Consider the following 16,814-nt stretch of genomic DNA (forward strand, 5'->3'; position numbering starts at 1 on the left):
CGCCTGGTGAGGAGATGATGAAAATGAACAGATACACGAACCTTAATGACCAACATTTGGATGTGAATTGGGTAGAAGTGACGAAACGTTACATAAACGAGCAGGCGAGTTCTCCGGATTTGCCTCCCGTCCTGTCGGAAGAACAAGTGAAGGAAGCGGAGGAAAGGCTCGGTTATCCGGTACCTAAGCTTCTTAGACAGTTGTATAGGCATGTTGGCAACGGCGGATTCGGTCCTGGCCTCGGATTTCTGCCGCTTCTGCCAGCAGAGGATGAGGGAGAGTCAATCACTTCGATTGTTGAAGCTGACCGTGAAACTGACCAGGATGGCATACTGGAGTTTTATATGCCGCTGTTCAAGTGGGATGAGAACGGTTATGGCTATCTGCATCTGGAGGAGAATGACAACCATGTTATGATTGCAGATAATGATTACCTGCAGGATGAGTTTGACCGGAATAAACTGCTCGCGGATCAGTATCCGATTATCGCCTCCACGCTGGAGGGCTTAATGCAGGATTGGCTTGCGGGCAAACCAATGACTGCGGAAAGCTACGGAATAAACTCACGAATGTAGGTCTAATGCTGTCATGCCATCAACTGCCAGCCCCGATCTGAATGACTGAAAGCCATAAAGGGAAAAACAAGTTTGGGTTAAGCAGCATTCTTAGCTCAAACTACAGTGCGGAAGGGTGGCAGCAAAAGCATGAAGCGAGCAATTAAAACAGCATTGGCTGCATCGTCTCTAATGGTAGTATTGTCTGTACCGGCGTTCGCTGAGAGCGGAGCCAGTGCCGCAGGTTCTTCCATGACAAACCGCGGTGGTATGGGAACCACAACGGTGACCAATGGAACAGATGAGTATGGTACACGCGGTATGGCTGGTACGACGGCAGGCACCAACGCGTATACGACAGGCAATGGTAACAATCGTGGAATGAACAACTACACCACGGATACCAACAACACTAATGGCTTCCGTCGTTACGGTGTGAACAGCGCCGGCAATGGCAATAACACGATGACTGGTCAACGTCTAAGAACTAACGCTGCGAACGACGGTATGGATTGGGGCTGGCTTGGTCTGCTGGGCCTACTCGGTCTGTCCGGTCTTCGCGGACGCAGCCGTGACCGGGAAACGACCTGATAATAAGTTCATGACTGCTTGAATCCGAAACAGCAAAAGCGGCCTAATCAGCCGCTTTTGCCTATTTTTCATTCTTTTTCTTTGTCGATTGCTTCTGCCATCGTGCGGTCTGTAAGATGCGCGTAAATCTGTGTCGTCTCAGGTGATGCGTGGCCGAGCTGTTCCTGTGTTTTGTATATATCGTTGCGGACATAGTAATCAGTGGCAAATGAGTGCCGCAGCTTATGGACAGACAGATAAGGCTTGCCGAAGCGCTTTGCATATTTGATCACCATCTCCTGTATGGCCCGCTTCGTCATTCGAGAGCCTTCCGACTTTCCGTTCGCCATGGCGAGGAATAATGCTTTTTCCCTCTTGGGCGGCTTATATATTGTTTCACGCTGTGCAAGGTAGGCGGCCAGATCCTCAGAAGCGTCCTTGCGGAAATAGACAGGCGTCTTGAACGTATCATCATTCTTGCCCTTCCGGAAGACATACAGCAGCTTTTTCTTCATATCCACATCATCTACATTCATATTAACAACCTCCGATACCCGAAGCCCCGAATGCAGAATGAGTGAAACGATACATAAATCTCGAATCTTGTTTTTCTCATAGGCGTACAGAGCCTGTTTGTTTTCCGACACATCAGCGGGATACAGGTCAGCTATATAATGAAGGAATTCCGTAATTTCTTCTTCCTGCAGAAGCTTCCCCTCAAGCTTTGCTGCCGTATCCTTAGCTTTATGGGTCCGTTTGATCGCCACTTTAGCCATGACATTACGTTTAAGAAGGGGATAAAAATTCTCATCTTCAGCGATCTGGCTTAAATAGTGAAACAGAGACCGCAGAGACGATAGTTTACGGGAAATTGTCGTCCGGCTGTTCGATTTTTCCTTGTAAGTGGAAAGAAACATCTTGTACTGATCTACGCTGTCCATATGCAGGGTTTCAAGAACCGTAATGGGAATATCCTTCATTGTGGAGGCTTCTGTCAGCCCCTCAGCCATTAGCCAGTTGAAGAAGGTTTCATAATCACGAACATATTCCAGCAAGGAGGAAGGCGATAAATCCGGCAGCTTGTAGTCAATGAATTTCTCGACATACCAGGGCATATGGGGAACGCGCTTATCCAGTTCTTGGCGGTCTTTAATTTTAATCACATTCATATTGCAGCACCTCTTTAAGAATCAGCTTAATATAAGGCGGGAAGAGAATACATAACTATTATTATGTAAACTTCAGTTGTGGTTAATGAATATATTCATGACCTTAAAGGTAACAGTCCCTGCAGTCAGGGTAAAAATTTAGTTCCACGTATTTCTATTATCGCAGAATTAGCGTTCCGTGGATATATTGTTAATCCTGCCGTTATCCATCTAACTTGTGATGATAGCAAAATTGGACTTGTCCTGCAGCCTGGCGTTAATAACTGGGATGCCATGATTTCGGATTTTGTTGAATCCAAGCGCATGAATATGGGACTTGTACCGCTTGAAACCTCCCTTTGGCCGCTGCGCAATGACATGTCGCTTGGTCTTTGGGCCAGTTATGGTACGTTCAGAGGTGACAATGGCCGTGCGGATGCTGCAAATACACCATGGGCTTGGAGCTTTACACCGTCCGGTTCACCGGACGGTTATTTTTGTGCCAATAATTCAGAATTCATATCCAAAAAAAGTTATGGAATAGCGATTAGAGGGTATAACTTCAAGAAGGCAGACGTGTTATTATGTTATAATGGCTCCATAAGGTTGTAATTTTTATCACAGCCTGGCAATCAGCTTATCTCATTAAGGAGAATTCAAATATGGATACGATTGACGTTTTTAAACGAAACCATGTGAATGTGTATGGACGGGGCGAACGGCCTATCATCTTCGCACCCGGGTTCGGCTGCAATCAAAGTATGTGGCGGCTGGTCGCACCAGCGTTTGAAGATAACTATAAGGTGGTATTATTCGATTATGTAGGTACCGGTAAATCAGAGCACCAGGCTTATGATCCGGAGCGATATGGGAATTTATTGGGTTATGCAGAGGATTTGCTCGATATTTGCGAAGCCATTGACGCCCGGGATGCCATACTGGTTGGACATTCTGTTGGTGCTACGATTGGCATGCTGGCGGCAAACCGTAATCCCGAGCGCTTTGCTCATTTGGTTATGCTCGGTCCGTCTCCTTGCTATGTGAATGATCCGCCCGATTATTACGGCGGCTTTACGAAAGAAGACCTTGAAGGGCTTATTGAGCTGCTGGACAAGAACTTTACTGGCTGGGCTAACTATCTGGCAGGGGCGGTTATGCAGAATCCGGATCGTCCCGCACTCGCCGAAGAGCTGGAAGAGAGCTTCTGTTCCATTAATCCGGATATTGCCCGGCGGTTTGCAGTGGCGACCTTCTTCTCAGATACTCGCGAAGAGCTTAAGAAGGTACAGGTGCCGTCACTCATTATGCAGTGTCAAGGTGACATTATAGCTCCTCTTGAGGTAGGAGAATATGTGCATAGACAGCTTCCAGGCAGTACGTATCAGCTTATGCAAGCAACCGGACATTGCCCGCATCTCAGTCATCCAGAGGAAACAATCAAGATTATTCAGACATATTTAGAACCTATAACAGCGATCGATCCGACATAATGACAGGTGGATGTTCTATGGATGAAAGGTTGAATAGCGCTCCTTGCGGCTTTGTCTCCTTAACGGAGAGCCTGAATATAGCGGAAGTGAACACGACTTTGCTGGCCTTATTGGGCTACAGAGAACCGACCTTGCTGATGGGACAACCGTTTAACCTGATGCTTACCAATCCCAGCCGGATATTCTTTAATATTTATTTCACACCGCTCTCAACACTTAATAGCAGGGTAGACGAAATGTTCTTGACTTTGCAGAGCAGCACTGGCGACAAGCTGCCTGTACTGCTGAATGCGGTCCGCTGCGAGATAGACGGTGATATGCGTTATGAATGTGTGCTTTTTCCGATTCGTAGGCAGATGGAATATGAACAGCAAATCAACAAGGCGGAGAATGCGGCGGCCAAAGCGAATTACAAGCTGGAGCTGCTGCAGGCTTCCATAGTGAACAAACAACAAATTGCAGCCAGGCTTGAAGCCCAGATTGAAGAGTACGATAATAATCTATTGCAAAAGAAGCTTGAACTTGAGTCTATTCGCGTTGAACTGGCCCGATTAAAGAACAGCGAAGAGAATTCTGCCGATGAAGATTAAAGAGTTAGGGTTTTATACGTAATGAAGCCATTATTTTTGCAGCAGCAAAGGTAATGGTTTTTTTATGCCCTGATAAGTGATACATAAGCACACCTTGAACAGAGCAGCCGACAAACGGACGATGATAATTATACGAATATTAAAACAGGGTAAAAAGAACTATTCAATCTATGGCGAAAGATGTCGAATATATAGTTAACTGACCAAGAGGTGAAACAATTATGAGCATACTAATTGTCGATGACTCCAGCTTCAATCTTGCATATATAAGAGATGTATTAATTAATGCTGGTTATAACAACATTAAAACTGCTAATTCTGCTCATGAAGCTTTCGGAATCCTTGGAATTGAAGATGACTCGGCACCCCGGCGGCCGGCCGCTATTGATTTGATCCTATTGGACATTTTGATGCCTGAGATGGATGGTATCGAAGCTTGCAAAAGGATTAAAGAATACGCGATTTATTCCGACCTCCCGATTATTTTCCTTACCGGCAGTACAGATTTACTTAAAGAAGCCTTCAACGCAGGCGGAATGGATTTTATAGAACGAGGCAGCCCACAATATGAACTTCTGGCCCGGGTGAATTCAGCTATTCGACTCAAAAGAGAGATGGATATTCGTAAAAACAGGGAAAATCGGATGCATAAGGAGCTTCGGCTTGCTAAGCATTTGCAGAAAAGCGTGTTGAGCTCTCCCATAGCAGAACCGGGTATACAGGTGAATGGAAAGTATATTCAGTCAGATGAGGTATCAGGGGATATGTTCTACTGGACAAGAATAGATCAGAACCGTTATGGAGTCCTGCTGATCGATGTATCCGGGCACGGCCTTTCATCCGCGCTGATCAGCATGTCCGTCCGTTCGATGCTGGAGGAAATTGTCTGCCGCCTGGTTGAACCAGATCTGGTCTGTGCAGAGCTGAACAAACAAATTTTACACCTTTTCAAAAATAGCAAACATACCGTTTACTTCACAGCGATATATCTTCTTATCGACAATGCCGATAACAAAGTTCACTTTTTTAATGCGGGTCACCCTCCGGCAATCGTATTAGAAGGAGATGACCAAAGCTTCTATCTGAAGGGGACAACGATTCCGATTGGGGTAAAGAAAGAAATCAACTCTACTAAGAAAACGTTTACGATAAAAAAGCCCGCGAAAATTGTATTATATACTGACGGATTGGTCGAGACTCCTGGTTTATCAATTAAAAAAGGTATTGAGCATCTTAGAGCCTATGTCTCAAAAGTCCGTTCACTGCCAAATGATGACTTCCTGTTAGAAATCGAAAAACTGGCACAAAACAATGCGGATGATGTATGTATCATTTCAATTGAGCTCACCTAGAACATTGGAAGAATATATTTTTATTTATGTTGAAAAATGTCGAATACGTGGTATAATCGACTCAAATGATAGTTAGTTAGAACTATCTAAGAATCGAAAAAGGCAAACCCATACGAAAGTTGGGGACGCAAAGCCACGGGCCTAAGTTTCTAAGAATAAGGCAGCCGGGTTGCCGAAAGGATAATAGACCATCCTTTTCGGATGGTCTTTTTGTCATCTAAATTTGGAACTTATTTGATATTAAAGCAGAAAGAGGGTGAAGCGATGGAACGTAGTGTTGTATCCAAGGGGAAAACGGTGCTTGAGGCTGTTGATCTAGGATTAGTCTTGTTAGGTATTTCCAAAGAAAGCGCAAACATAGAAATTATTGAATCCGAATCCAAGGCATTGTTTGGATTAAAGTCAAAACCAGCCGTTGTTCGTATCACTGTTTTACACCCGGTTAAGACGGAGCAGGCCGCTGTGCTGCAACCGGCACTATCAATCAATGATTATATAGAACATCTTGCAGAAACCGACCTGTCAGTCCAGGAACAAAGTCGTATTAAACCGGAGAACATTAGTGGTAATACGGAGCATGAAGGAAAAGCGTGGGTCAAGGATGGCCAGATTTTTGCGAAAACATCCCCTAACAATTATCCTTTGATAAGTCCAGTCGGCTTCGCCCGGCTGAAGAAGAACGGAATACCAATTGAAAAGACGGTTATCTTGACGGAGCAGGACAAGATTGAGGTTTCACTAGAAGAAGATATTAAAGAGCCTGATTGGCGTATAGATCTGATTGATGCTGATATGAAAGCCGTCTTAGAAGTAAAGCCTGGATCCAGATTAGAGCGCCGTCTGAAGGATTCGATTCCAAGCACTCACCTGCTGCTGGAAGTAGAAGAGTGTGTGGAAGTTCTGCAGATTAATGAAGAAGAGATACACAACAAACTGGCCGACATGGGTGTTACATGCGGCATTATCCCCGAGGCGATACAAGAAGCGTGCAAAGCCAAGGAGCCCGGAAGCTATGTGGTTGCCAAGGGTGTTGAACCGGTGAAAGGCGAGAACGGCCGATTTGAGATGAGCTTCGATACGATGGCTCGTACGGTTCAACCCAAAAAGCGTGAAGACGGCACGATCGATTACAGAGAAATTAAGGAGTTTCCGGCTGTAGAGGAAGGCCAGATCCTAGGGTTCATCATTCCACGGGTTCCGGGACAAGCAGGCAGCAATGTCAAAGGAGAGCCAGTAGAACCATTGCCGGTTCATGACATTGTCTGGATCGAGGGATATGGCACCACGTGGACTGATAGCGGCAGCCAGGTTGTAGCTACCAGGGCAGGAATGCCGCAATTCCACCAGCAGGGGTTAAGAGTAAGGGTATCCATCATCCCGAAGCTTCTGCATAGAGGTGATGTCACATTAGAAAGCGGCAATCTTCATTTTCTTGGTGATATTGAAGTTACCGGGTCAGTACAGGACAGTATGAAGGTGGAGTCAAGCGGCAGCGTGACGATTCGGGGTAATGTGAATATGGCCAATGTTGTTGCTTCTCAGTCACTAATCGTGAAAGCTAATATTATTTCGAGCAAGATAACCGTTGGTAAAGGGAACCTGCTGTATGCCGAGATGGAGCCGCTGCTGAAAGAAATCACTGCCAAAATTGCAATATTGAGCGCTGCTATTGAACAGATTGGCCAAGCCGCCGCTTTTAAAATGAACGATTTCAAAACTTCGGGACTTCGGCCTTTGTTGAACGTTCTGCTCAGAGGGAAATTCAAGACACTCGCGGATGCGCTTGAACAGCTGACGACCAAGATAGAAGCGAATCGTTCATACCTGGATGAAGAGTGGCATCTGTATGGCAAGGAAATATATAGCGGATTTCTGAATCAGATCAAGAGCCATTTTCGTACACCGGAAGACTTGCGCCTTTTTATGACCAAGACAGAGTACTTCTACTCATTAGTCGAGCCACCGCTGCAAAATCATGTTTTTACAAAGTTTGATTATGCACACAACAGCCAAATATACTCCGGGGGAGATATCAGTATTGGCAAAGGCTGCTACAATAGTATGATTTTCTGCCAGGGTACGCTGGAGGTCTACGGGTTTGTAAAGGGTGGAGTTTACTTTGCCCAGAAGGGAATTATTATCAGGGAAGCGGGAGCGGCGGGCCATGCAACAACTAAGCTTCATGTACCCGAGCAAGCCAGCATCCGGATCGACAAGGTGCTGGAAGGGACGGTAGTCCAGCTGGGTAAGCGAACACATAAGTTCATTGAAGACAGCAGCAGGGTTCATGTCCGTTTAAATTCAGACGGCGAGATCATAATTCGTTAGGAGTGGTTGGGATGTTCACGTATCAATTGGATACGAAGGAAGATATGGTCACCCTTAGTTGTGAGGGTGACATCGATATTGATGCTAGTGAAGTGTTCGAGGATGGTATTCAGCCGGTTGTGTCAGGCTATTCAACGATCATCTTTGATTTTGAACAAATTTATTTTGTTGATTCATCGGGTATCGGGCTTATTATCAAGCTCGTAAACGAATTGCAGGAGGCGGGGAAGACCGTACGTATTGAACGGATCCGTCCTGAAGTGATGGAAGTATTCGAACTCCTGCAGATAGATGAAATACTGGGCAAGGACACGTTTTTGTAACAGCAGAATGAAGCAGTTTGAGCGGTGAAGCTGATTCCCCTTAGGGAAGATAACATACTGGCATCCTCAACATCTTTGTGCCATACAGCTTGGAGAGGAGGTGAAAGCTATGAAATATCGTGTTCTGCGTGTTGTTTATGGTGTGGCTGTTGTTGCAGCATTGGCGCTGGCTACAATTATTCAAAGACCTTGGAACTAATTATCTGAATAGATCATGGGATCGGACCTCTGTCCGATCCCGCTATTTAACCGGTTGGGATGTGATGTCATGTTCTATTTTCTCATAATCGGTTTTCTGATTGCTGCTTTGAAAGGAAATAATCCAATCACAACGCTGCAGCATATTGAATTCAGAGCATCCTATTTACTTTTCATTGGACTCGGTATTCAAATAGCGCTTGCTTATTATACAGCTGCCACGGGAGAATCACTGCCTTATGTACTCGAAGCCGCTTTTATTGTTCTTGTCCTGTCACTCATGATAAATAGGGGGAAGCCCGGCATTAAGCTCGTGCTGGCCGGATGCTCGCTTAATTTGGCTGCCTTGCTCTTTAATGGCGGTAAAATGCCTGTATCTTATAAAGCGCTGCAGATTGCAGATCTTGAACATTTGAGTGATTATTCGTCCGCTTCGCGTCATCAGCATATGGATTCCCAGCATATTCAATGGTTAGGGGACTGGATCCCTTTCTTTACCCCAATTGGAACCAACTATGTATTAAGTCCCGGTGATTTGGTCATTGGGGCTGGATTAATTATTTACATTGTCCGCATTACTAAATGGAGAGTAACTGTGATATGAAAGAGAAAAATGGGTATACGTGGCTGCTGTGTTTATTGGCTCTAGCTTCTTGTGTTTACATTCTCCAAGACATTAATCACGTCCATATTGTGCAAGCGTTGCCCATATTTATGCTCATCATTTTACTGGACCTGTTTCCGGTTAGACTACCCAGCGGTGATGAATATAGTGGTGGTGTCACAGGTTTTTTGATTCTTCTTTTGGCATATGGTCTCGAAACGGCTTACTTTGGAATTGTATTCAGTACATTCTTTTATTATTTGAAAACCTCCGGTTGGAAGCTGCGTCGTATTCCATACTTTCGTATGTCGTGTACGATTGGCATGTATACCGTATGTATATCCGTAACATCGTCTGTGATAAACCATCTAAGCGGTGCTTCGATGTATATTACATCTGCAGTTGGAGCTTTGACCTTCGAGATTGTGAATATACTTCTGCTTGCAGGAATTTTCACCTCGGTTGCGGGAGCCAAATATTTTGAGAATATTCATTTTAAGCTTAAAGAGCTGATCGTCCCGCTAATTTTGTGTACGACGGTCGTGCCGCATTTTATTCATCATCTCGAGACACGTCAACTGGTATTTGAGACGATCTATACGGCTATGTTTTTAACGCTGATTATTTTCTTCTCAAGGGCCTATCTGCATCAGGCTCAGCTTCGGAAGCGGGCGTCAGAAGAGTTTATTAGGCTATGTGAAGTCAGACAGGCCAAACCCTCTCACGGACATGGCTCGAGGCTAGGCGTGTTCGCCGAGTATGTAATAGATAAAACGGGTTATAAAGGCAGCGGCAAAAATGAGCTTGTCATGTCAGCCATCCTGCATGATATCGGAAAAGTGCAAATCCCCCCGCATATACTTACGAAACGAGGAGCCTTATCGCTCTCTGAGGAAAAAGAATACCAGTCTCATAGTGAAAAGGGTGCTGAGACCATCCTGCATATCACTGGGAATAAGAAGGTTGCCGACTGGATTCGTTATCATCATGAACGCTTTGATGGTAAAGGTTACCCATCAGGCCTAAAAGGCAAGGAGATTCCTATAGAATCAAGGATTATCGCGCTGTGCAATCAACTCGACTATGTATTGGCGGAGCCTGTTTCGGATGAAGCAGCCTATCAAAAGCTGCTGCAGCAATCAGGCAGGGTACTTGATCCTGTATTAGTCAGTCAGCTGGAAATAGAAGACATACGGTATTTACGCAGCCGCATCACGTACACAGTTGAGACAGAAGAGGCAGAAGAGCAGGAAGAGTTAGTGGCTGAGAGTGAACGGGGAGGCTTCATTGGAAGTACGAGCCTGATTAGATACAAACCAGATGAAGCGCTGTCCGGCTTGACGGTGCCTGCCTTGGCAGATGAAATCAAACTCCTGGCTGCACGTGCATTCGAGACTAGACAATATTTCTTCGAATTAATGAAAGACAATGGCAGAACCTTTGAGGTGCATTTTCATCCCGAACCCCATGAAGTCAGTATCATCATGTCGGATATCACGCCTGCGATACAATACAGAGACACCATTCATAATAATATTATGCGTTCTTACAAGGATGTAATTGAAACCTTATCGAACAGTAAGGTAGACATCTGCTTATCCAGGGAAGAAATACAAGAACAGCTTGGAACTTATATTGCTTCCATGGAAGTGAAAGAGAAGGGCGATGTGGCCATCAGCCGAACTTTCGTAGCAGAGCATTATCCTGATCAGCAGGATGCCAAGCGATTAATGCATATCAAATTGGCCGTTTCTGAGGGCGTTACGAATTTAATCAAGCATGCAGTTGGCGGCCGCGTATCCTTATATTGCAAAGAGGATCGAATGCAGATCTTGATTACGGACCAAGGTTCTGGAATTCCTCTACATGAACTTCCAAAAACAGTATTGGTATCCGGATACAGCAGCAAGCGATCTCTAGGTAAAGGGTTTGCGCTTATGCATGCATCAACAGATCACGTATCCTTACACACGTATTCAAAGGGAACATCTCTTCTTCTAGAGTTCAATGCTCTAATGAATGGACAAGGGAACGCTTCTTCATACCAACCAGCGGGTTAAGGTTCAAATTCAATATTCTTAGGAAAGGAGGCCGGTAAACAGGTCTCCTTATTTGTTTGTGCGTAAAATTATACTCTACTCGGTACAATGCTAGTTATAAACTTTGGTTTGTAAAAGAAATTGATAAGAACCCCAGTAAATTTTTTTATTAATACTTTATATTCTTCAATAGTGACTTTATTTCCATGAATCAATACTTCGAAAATCGCCCCATATTCGATAATTTTGAAATTTGCATTTCGATATCCATTTCGCAAATAAAAATTCTTGCGCTTAAGCCGTTGTTCATTATTGTCTGATAATTCATCTATTGCTTCGATATTCAATATGATACGATTGTCTGCGTATTTTTGACTGATTTCAGCCAGTATAGTTGTTCCGTAACCTTTTGATTGTACTTCAGGTGAAATAGCCAAATATAACACGAATGTTAAATTTTTATTCGAGATTAGGTAGGCGTATCCAACAAATACATCATCATCGTAAAAGGCATTAAAATCAACAAATTCTTTTCTTGATCTCCATAATAAAAACCATAAAGGAATTCGCTCATTTTCCGGAAATGATATTTTGTATAAATTTTCAATTCTAAATAAGTCTTTTGAGTGTTTTGTTATCGTTTCTGTCCTCATACTTAAGATGAACCTCCTTTAAAGTAGCGCTCCATAGAATTTACAGAAAAAAGACCTAATGATATGGATGATTAGGTCTTTATATAGTAAAAGCTACTTCCTCAATTATGTTACTTTTGTCGGGACAGTTTACCAAAATCCTTAATCGTAGTTGTCAGATATTCTAAGTCAGGAGTATAGTGGTCACCGTTATATTCATACAGGGTTACATCTGCTCCCACCATTTTAAACCTATTATAGGCATTTAGTGTGTTGAAATGTGGTACGATATCATCGTTCTTACCTGAATGGAACATGATTTTTGCTTTAGGAGTCCAACCGCTAATAAGGTTTAGTTGTTCAAGGACACTAGACAATTCCTCGTTATCACCATTCATGATGATTTCTTGTAAAAACGGTAAGTTTATAATTTCGCTTAATTTACTGGAAGGTGGACTAAGTGCATCTAAAGAACTCTTGACTTCGTAATTCCATACCTTTTCTAAGGGTACATCGATGTTACTAAACTTAAGCAAACTATATAATGTCCAATTATAAATACCAGCATTTTCACCCAAATCGTCGCCTTCAAGATCAAGAGTATCGCTTTGGAACATAGATGGCAAATCATACGGTCCAGCTAATGGGGATGTAGCAATAAGATTGAATTCTTTCGAATATTTTTGTTCGATAGCTTTATGAGTTGCTAAAGCAGCTCCTCCTCCTTCAGACCACCCCGTCAAGAATAATTTACTGTCCGTCATAATTTTTAATTTTTTTGTTAGTTCTTTTGTTGCTCTAAGCATATCTACTGAATAGTTTGCTAGTTCGCTTGGTATATTATACGGGTGGTCCAAATGTTTAGAAACATTATACCCGGCATAATCTGGAGCACTCACGACATATCCCTTTGATGCAAAAGTTAGAATCATCATTCTTGTCTCACCAAAATCAGCATCAGGCGTAGCCGCCTGTCCTTGGAATAAGGAAGGTGCATCATTAGATCCTTCGCCACCAGGCATTGGAATAGGTAGCATTGTACCGTGGTGGTATTGCAAGAAAGAAGGTTTTTCTTTACCACTAGGAATCGTTACAAGACCTGATAATACAACGGGTTTTCCATTTTGTACTGACTTGTAAGTAATAGAATAGAGAGAAACATCATAAGCCAAGAGTCGTCTTATATTTTTCTCAGGATTTAATTTATTAATTTGTTTTGTAGTTAAATCATTTACCTTTTTATAGCTGATCAATGACCCTCTTTCATCCTTTGTGGAGATAGGTTGGTTTTTTGAAAGATGAATGCTCTGATATGTTGTTAATTCCGTAGCTGTGTTTTTTTGATCCTGTGCACTTGCAGGAATGCTAACTCCAGCAAGCAGTGTTGATACGGTTAATGTAGATAGTAGTAACTTTTTCATGTGACAAATCTCCTTTTTTAAAAGGCATTGAGAATGCCTTCGGTAATGTTTATAATTACACTATAGAGTCTATACCAGGTATAGAGTAAAGGGGTTTTTATGAAAAACATATTTTCCATTGGTGAGACCGCAAAAATTAATAATGTATCAGTTCAGGCATTACGACATTATGACAAAATCGGATTATTAAAACCTTCATACGTCAACGAAGATAGTGGGTATCGTTACTACAGTCTTGATCAGTTTATCTATTTAGACATCATCAAGTATGCCAAGATTTTTGGCATTCCATTGAAAGAAGTGAGAGATACACTTGTTTCAGGCGATATGCAAGAAATATCAATAAAGGTTAGAACTTATCAAAACATGCTAGAGAAACAGATTGATACATTACTTAGTGTACATAGAAGATTTACAAAGGTTGCAGAACTCATTGAGTACGGTATAAAAGCTGTACAGCAGCAAGAACCGTATCAAAAAAGGATTAGTGAGAGACGTATAATAAAGTTAAAAGATCGTGATGAAGTGATTAACTTTGAGTTGAATAGCAGGAAGATTGAGACAGACATGTCTCAATCTAAATTAGAATTTGCTTTCGAAAGTGGTTATTTCGTTGATATTCCGGAGTTTATCAATCTTGGTAAAGAGTCGTTTACATCAGCATATATGACGATAATGGCAGAGGGAGATATAACAAATTTTATGTCTAACAATGAATATGTCGTTAGTTATATTCCAGAAGGGGAATATGTTTGTCTCACATACAACGAACATAATAAAAAGGAAAGAATAAAAAAGATGCAGGAGTATCTTAACGAAATTCACTTGAAAGAAACTACAGTTATCCTTGTATCTGAACTTTACGATAACTTCGATAACCAATCTCATGAAATACAAGTCTATTTACATCCTTAACAATATACCCAACAACAATCCTAGCTTGGACTGCAAAACGATTGCTGAGCGGGTTCAAACAAAAACAAAAAACCGTTGATGATTAAGTTCCAACGGTTTTGTTTTTTGAAAAACGATTTATGGGCGAAATCAATGGAAAAGGGCAATGTACGGGAAATTGGCGTTTTCTTTTGTGACCACATAATACTTTTGCACAAAATCCGTATTTTGTACATATGTATACATCTCAAGAAACAGGGCTATCCGCCCTGTTGTTGTTGATTTTTCCCCCGTAGTAGCGTGCGTATATAATGTCATACATTATATACGACTTTCTCAAATCTGCAGTTTTTAAGTTTCGTTCTTTCTTATTTTAGATTCTGTGAATTAACCAACATATTCCACCACCGGCGTTCTCATTTATCCTGAGTTATGCAAAGAAGCTCCCGATCGTGCCGGCAGCTTCTTCGTTCCTCGTTAGTTCAATGAAAACGGCAGCCGATCAATGGCCGGCTGCCGCGGTGTTCATTCAGCTATCGTTCCTCGTTAGTTGAACGATAAAATTCAAGGTACCAATCAGTCCGTCTTTCCTTGATTAACCCTATGGCTTCGTCCAATGCCGTTCCTTCAAGTTGCGATAGTAATTTAAAATTTATTTCTCCTGTTCGAATCCAAATCAAAGCAAGGGACTCACCGCAACTCCCTTTAACCATTTCGCTACAAGATGACACATCCGTAGCGACCGTGCATAAAGCTTGAATAACTTCGTCTCCTTCGAAATTACCCAAATCGATTGCAGCATCATCACGTTCATCTTCCCTAGCCATTACATCCAAGAGGACATTTATGAGTTGCTTCACCTTTGATTCCAATTACACGCCTCCTTAGGCGTAATTTCTTTTTTCGCAAATGAGCCGATCCAGACGGCAGCCTTTATTGAGCTATCGTTCTCCGATAGCTTATTCATTTAAGGGTCTAGATGCATTATTTGAGATTTAGCACATACACTTTAACGTATTCCATTAGAAGGTAGGAGAGTGTTTAAATGCCGATTTTAGAAAAATTATCTTTATCCGAGTTGCCCGCATTAGACTCCAGTCCAAACAGCGTAAGAGAAAGGTTTACAAAGTTATACGGATCTAAGCCCGATGGAATTGCGCTTAATAGTGAGACCTATTTTGAGGGTGTGAATCCTGCTATTACGGAGCAATATGGCCATCCTTGTTATAAGACACTCGGTCCCTTTACATACGAGGTAGGGAACGGAAAACCGCCAGAGCAAGCCGTTGTAGGTTATGAATATGCTGTAAATTACGGTAATGACCCTGCTGAAATTACCTTATCTGTAACTGGGAACTGGAATGAAGTGCAATCTTGGTCATCTGCGACTACAACCAGTCTTACTCTCTCCTCCAAGTTTACGATTGAAGGTGTATTTGAATCAGGGGCCGAATTTTCCGTCTCAACCACAGTAGGACAATCAAGTTCAACATCTGTAGAAAGATCTTCTTCAGCTACTGTAACGGTAAGTGTACCCCCTAAAAGCAGAAAAAAAGTGACAATGGTGGGTACGATGAAGCAAGAAATCATGAATTTCCATTCTCCGATAAAAGTACAAGGAATGTTTGGAGCAAACTTCCCTTCCAGAGTAAATGGTCATTACTTTTGGTTTAATGACGCAAGCTCTGTTCTAAATAAAACTTCTGGTGAAATTCGTGGAAGCGTCAAAAATACTGCCGTATTTAACGTACAGACTGAAATTGGAGAATCTGAACCGCTTTGAATCTCTTGCCATGAGGGCGTATAAAAAGCGGATGTAGGAATTTTTTTGTAAATGGGAAACATGTCACCCAAGACGGCTCGCGAGGCTTTGGATTCGCGGGCTATTTTAGTCGTCAGCCTTTGAAAAATAAGTTCTAGACTTGCCCATTAAAAGAAACAGCGGCAGACCAAGACTTGAAAAATAAAGTCTTAGACTGCCGCTGGTGTCATTCAACTATCGCTCCCCGATAACGTAATGATCAAAAATTGATTAAAAGTTTGTCATCTTAAAGCTCCATGGGCAAACAAGCATGTACTCCTTTGACCCCATTTACAATTTGGGTAATTCTAAGATCAATAACAGAACTTCCTAAAGCCATCGCTTCTACACGATTTACTCCATACATCTCTCCCATTAAGTTAAGCATGTCGTTTAACGCCAAAATCGTTGCTTCATTGAGATCTTCATGAAATCCAAATGTAATCCATCTACCTCACCATCGCCTTGAGCAGCGTGACCATCCCCGACAGCAAAAAAATCACCATCTACAGATATAGGTAAATATAATACACTGCCTTTTGTAAGATCCTTACAGTCGATGTTACCACCGCAGTTTCTTGGAGGAAATGTTGAATGAAATCCTCCCTCCTCTGGGGGCATGCCCATCACGCCCATAAATGGTTTCAACTGTACAGAGAAAGTTCTGCCATTCACCGTACATCGGCCGGTCATCGAGTTACGATCTAACTGCCAGTCTAATGTTAGCTCTTCATATTCAGTCAGGTTGGTATTAACATTCTGCCAGTTAGGCCAGTGTCCTGCTGATGTATACCCATAGGATCCAGGTAACATGTCATTAATTCTTACTTCCAAAGCCATGCCTCGCCGTGCTCCGTTTATCATAATGGG

At 42.6% G+C, this 16,814-nt stretch carries 17 protein-coding genes and 1 riboswitch; of the genes, 12 read left to right on the plus strand and 5 right to left on the minus strand.

Going from position 1 to position 16,814, the window contains the following annotated elements; all coding sequences use genetic code 11:
* The first annotated feature begins 23 nt into the window (after window positions 1–23).
* Both L1N82_RS03920 and L1N82_RS03925 read left to right on the plus strand, forming a co-directional pair.
* Window positions 24–575 (plus strand): SMI1/KNR4 family protein, encoded by a 552-nt coding sequence (locus tag L1N82_RS03920; protein ID WP_235286036.1) that lies wholly within the window; start codon window positions 24–26, stop codon window positions 573–575.
* 129 nt (window positions 576–704) lie between these two features.
* Window positions 705–1,145, plus strand: coding sequence for a WGxxGxxG-CTERM domain-containing protein (locus L1N82_RS03925; protein WP_235286038.1), 441 nt, complete (start codon window positions 705–707; stop codon window positions 1,143–1,145).
* 68 nt (window positions 1,146–1,213) lie between these two features.
* Here the strand turns inward: L1N82_RS03925 and xerS are convergent, their stop codons facing one another.
* Window positions 1,214–2,293 carry a tyrosine recombinase XerS gene (xerS, locus tag L1N82_RS03930; RefSeq protein ID WP_235286039.1) on the minus strand — a complete coding sequence of 360 codons (1,080 nt, stop codon included), beginning with the start codon at window positions 2,291–2,293 and terminating at the stop codon, window positions 1,214–1,216.
* Between the two features lie 78 nt (window positions 2,294–2,371).
* Here xerS and L1N82_RS03935 point away from each other — a divergent pair, with 78 nt between their 5' ends.
* From L1N82_RS03935 to L1N82_RS03970, 8 genes are all read left to right on the plus strand, one after another.
* Complete coding sequence (locus L1N82_RS03935; RefSeq protein ID WP_235286040.1) at window positions 2,372–2,884, plus strand: hypothetical protein; 513 nt, start codon at window positions 2,372–2,374, stop codon at window positions 2,882–2,884.
* Between the two features lie 50 nt (window positions 2,885–2,934).
* Window positions 2,935–3,762 carry an alpha/beta fold hydrolase gene (locus L1N82_RS03940; protein ID WP_235286042.1) on the plus strand — a complete coding sequence of 276 codons (828 nt, stop codon included), beginning with the start codon at window positions 2,935–2,937 and terminating at the stop codon, window positions 3,760–3,762.
* A 17-nt stretch (window positions 3,763–3,779) separates the two neighbouring features.
* On the plus strand, window positions 3,780–4,352 hold the full coding sequence (locus L1N82_RS03945; RefSeq protein ID WP_235286044.1) for a PAS domain-containing protein: 573 nt from the start codon (window positions 3,780–3,782) through the stop codon (window positions 4,350–4,352).
* A 221-nt stretch (window positions 4,353–4,573) separates the two neighbouring features.
* Window positions 4,574–5,704, plus strand: a complete 1,131-nt coding sequence (locus tag L1N82_RS03950; protein WP_235286045.1) for a PP2C family protein-serine/threonine phosphatase — start codon at window positions 4,574–4,576, stop codon at window positions 5,702–5,704.
* Between the two features lie 91 nt (window positions 5,705–5,795).
* A riboswitch (cyclic di-GMP riboswitch) is annotated at window positions 5,796–5,881 on the plus strand.
* An 87-nt stretch (window positions 5,882–5,968) separates the two neighbouring features.
* Window positions 5,969–8,032 carry a flagellar assembly protein A gene (locus L1N82_RS03955; RefSeq protein WP_235286046.1) on the plus strand — a complete coding sequence of 688 codons (2,064 nt, stop codon included), beginning with the start codon at window positions 5,969–5,971 and terminating at the stop codon, window positions 8,030–8,032.
* Between the two features lie 11 nt (window positions 8,033–8,043).
* A complete protein-coding gene (locus tag L1N82_RS03960; RefSeq protein ID WP_235286048.1) occupies window positions 8,044–8,355 on the plus strand; it encodes an STAS domain-containing protein in 312 nt (103 codons plus the stop codon).
* Window positions 8,356–8,623: 268 nt separating this feature from the next.
* Entirely contained in the window at window positions 8,624–9,157 is a 534-nt protein-coding gene (locus L1N82_RS03965) for a DUF5317 domain-containing protein (RefSeq protein WP_235286050.1), read from the plus strand.
* Window positions 9,154–11,217, plus strand: a complete 2,064-nt coding sequence (locus L1N82_RS03970) for an HD domain-containing phosphohydrolase (RefSeq protein WP_235286051.1) — start codon at window positions 9,154–9,156, stop codon at window positions 11,215–11,217. The genes L1N82_RS03965 and L1N82_RS03970 overlap by 4 nt, the downstream gene beginning before the upstream one ends.
* Before the next feature lie 68 nt (window positions 11,218–11,285).
* Here the strand turns inward: L1N82_RS03970 and L1N82_RS03975 are convergent, their stop codons facing one another.
* Complete coding sequence (locus tag L1N82_RS03975; RefSeq protein WP_235286052.1) at window positions 11,286–11,849, minus strand: GNAT family N-acetyltransferase; 564 nt, start codon at window positions 11,847–11,849, stop codon at window positions 11,286–11,288.
* A 110-nt stretch (window positions 11,850–11,959) separates the two neighbouring features.
* On the minus strand, window positions 11,960–13,249 hold the full coding sequence (locus tag L1N82_RS03980) for an alpha/beta hydrolase family protein (RefSeq protein WP_235286054.1): 1,290 nt from the start codon (window positions 13,247–13,249) through the stop codon (window positions 11,960–11,962).
* 99 nt (window positions 13,250–13,348) lie between these two features.
* Between L1N82_RS03980 and L1N82_RS03985 the strand changes: the two genes are divergently transcribed.
* Entirely contained in the window at window positions 13,349–14,164 is an 816-nt protein-coding gene (locus tag L1N82_RS03985) for a MerR family DNA-binding transcriptional regulator (RefSeq protein ID WP_235286055.1), read from the plus strand.
* Window positions 14,165–14,676: 512 nt separating this feature from the next.
* Here L1N82_RS03985 and L1N82_RS03990 read toward each other — a convergent pair.
* Entirely contained in the window at window positions 14,677–15,015 is a 339-nt protein-coding gene (locus L1N82_RS03990; protein WP_235286057.1) for a hypothetical protein, read from the minus strand.
* A 173-nt stretch (window positions 15,016–15,188) separates the two neighbouring features.
* On the opposite strand from L1N82_RS03990, the gene L1N82_RS03995 reads away from it, so the two are divergent.
* A complete protein-coding gene (locus L1N82_RS03995) occupies window positions 15,189–15,926 on the plus strand; it encodes a hydralysin-2 (protein WP_235286058.1) in 738 nt (245 codons plus the stop codon).
* 411 nt (window positions 15,927–16,337) lie between these two features.
* Here the strand turns inward: L1N82_RS03995 and L1N82_RS23380 are convergent, their stop codons facing one another.
* Window positions 16,338–16,784 (minus strand): acetamidase/formamidase family protein, encoded by a 447-nt coding sequence (locus L1N82_RS23380; protein WP_328284420.1) that lies wholly within the window; start codon window positions 16,782–16,784, stop codon window positions 16,338–16,340.
* Between the last annotated feature and the right edge of the window lie 30 nt (window positions 16,785–16,814).

The sequence above is a fragment of the Paenibacillus tarimensis genome, from assembly GCF_021532315.1.
In the GTDB taxonomy this organism is placed as follows: Bacteria; Bacillota; Bacilli; order Paenibacillales; family Paenibacillaceae; genus Paenibacillus_I; species Paenibacillus_I tarimensis.

What these genes read in the sequence shown, in the direction of transcription:
- L1N82_RS03985 (WP_235286055.1), top strand. Translation starts at nt 13,349, where the DNA reads ATGAAAAACATATTTTCCATTGGTGAGACCGCAAAAATTAATAATGTA.
- L1N82_RS03955 (WP_235286046.1), top strand. Translation starts at nt 5,969, where the DNA reads ATGGAACGTAGTGTTGTATCCAAGGGGAAAACGGTGCTTGAGGCTGTT.
- L1N82_RS03960 (WP_235286048.1), top strand. Translation starts at nt 8,044, where the DNA reads ATGTTCACGTATCAATTGGATACGAAGGAAGATATGGTCACCCTTAGT.
- L1N82_RS03940 (WP_235286042.1), top strand. Translation starts at nt 2,935, where the DNA reads ATGGATACGATTGACGTTTTTAAACGAAACCATGTGAATGTGTATGGA.
- L1N82_RS23380 (WP_328284420.1), bottom strand. Translation starts at nt 16,784, where the DNA reads ATGGCTTTGGAAGTAAGAATTAATGACATGTTACCTGGATCCTATGGG.
- L1N82_RS03975 (WP_235286052.1), bottom strand. Translation starts at nt 11,849, where the DNA reads ATGAGGACAGAAACGATAACAAAACACTCAAAAGACTTATTTAGAATT.
- L1N82_RS03920 (WP_235286036.1), top strand. Translation starts at nt 24, where the DNA reads ATGAACAGATACACGAACCTTAATGACCAACATTTGGATGTGAATTGG.
- L1N82_RS03995 (WP_235286058.1), top strand. Translation starts at nt 15,189, where the DNA reads ATGCCGATTTTAGAAAAATTATCTTTATCCGAGTTGCCCGCATTAGAC.
- L1N82_RS03945 (WP_235286044.1), top strand. Translation starts at nt 3,780, where the DNA reads ATGGATGAAAGGTTGAATAGCGCTCCTTGCGGCTTTGTCTCCTTAACG.
- xerS (WP_235286039.1), bottom strand. Translation starts at nt 2,293, where the DNA reads ATGAATGTGATTAAAATTAAAGACCGCCAAGAACTGGATAAGCGCGTT.
- L1N82_RS03965 (WP_235286050.1), top strand. Translation starts at nt 8,624, where the DNA reads ATGTTCTATTTTCTCATAATCGGTTTTCTGATTGCTGCTTTGAAAGGA.
- L1N82_RS03925 (WP_235286038.1), top strand. Translation starts at nt 705, where the DNA reads ATGAAGCGAGCAATTAAAACAGCATTGGCTGCATCGTCTCTAATGGTA.
- L1N82_RS03950 (WP_235286045.1), top strand. Translation starts at nt 4,574, where the DNA reads ATGAGCATACTAATTGTCGATGACTCCAGCTTCAATCTTGCATATATA.
- L1N82_RS03980 (WP_235286054.1), bottom strand. Translation starts at nt 13,249, where the DNA reads ATGAAAAAGTTACTACTATCTACATTAACCGTATCAACACTGCTTGCT.
- L1N82_RS03970 (WP_235286051.1), top strand. Translation starts at nt 9,154, where the DNA reads ATGAAAGAGAAAAATGGGTATACGTGGCTGCTGTGTTTATTGGCTCTA.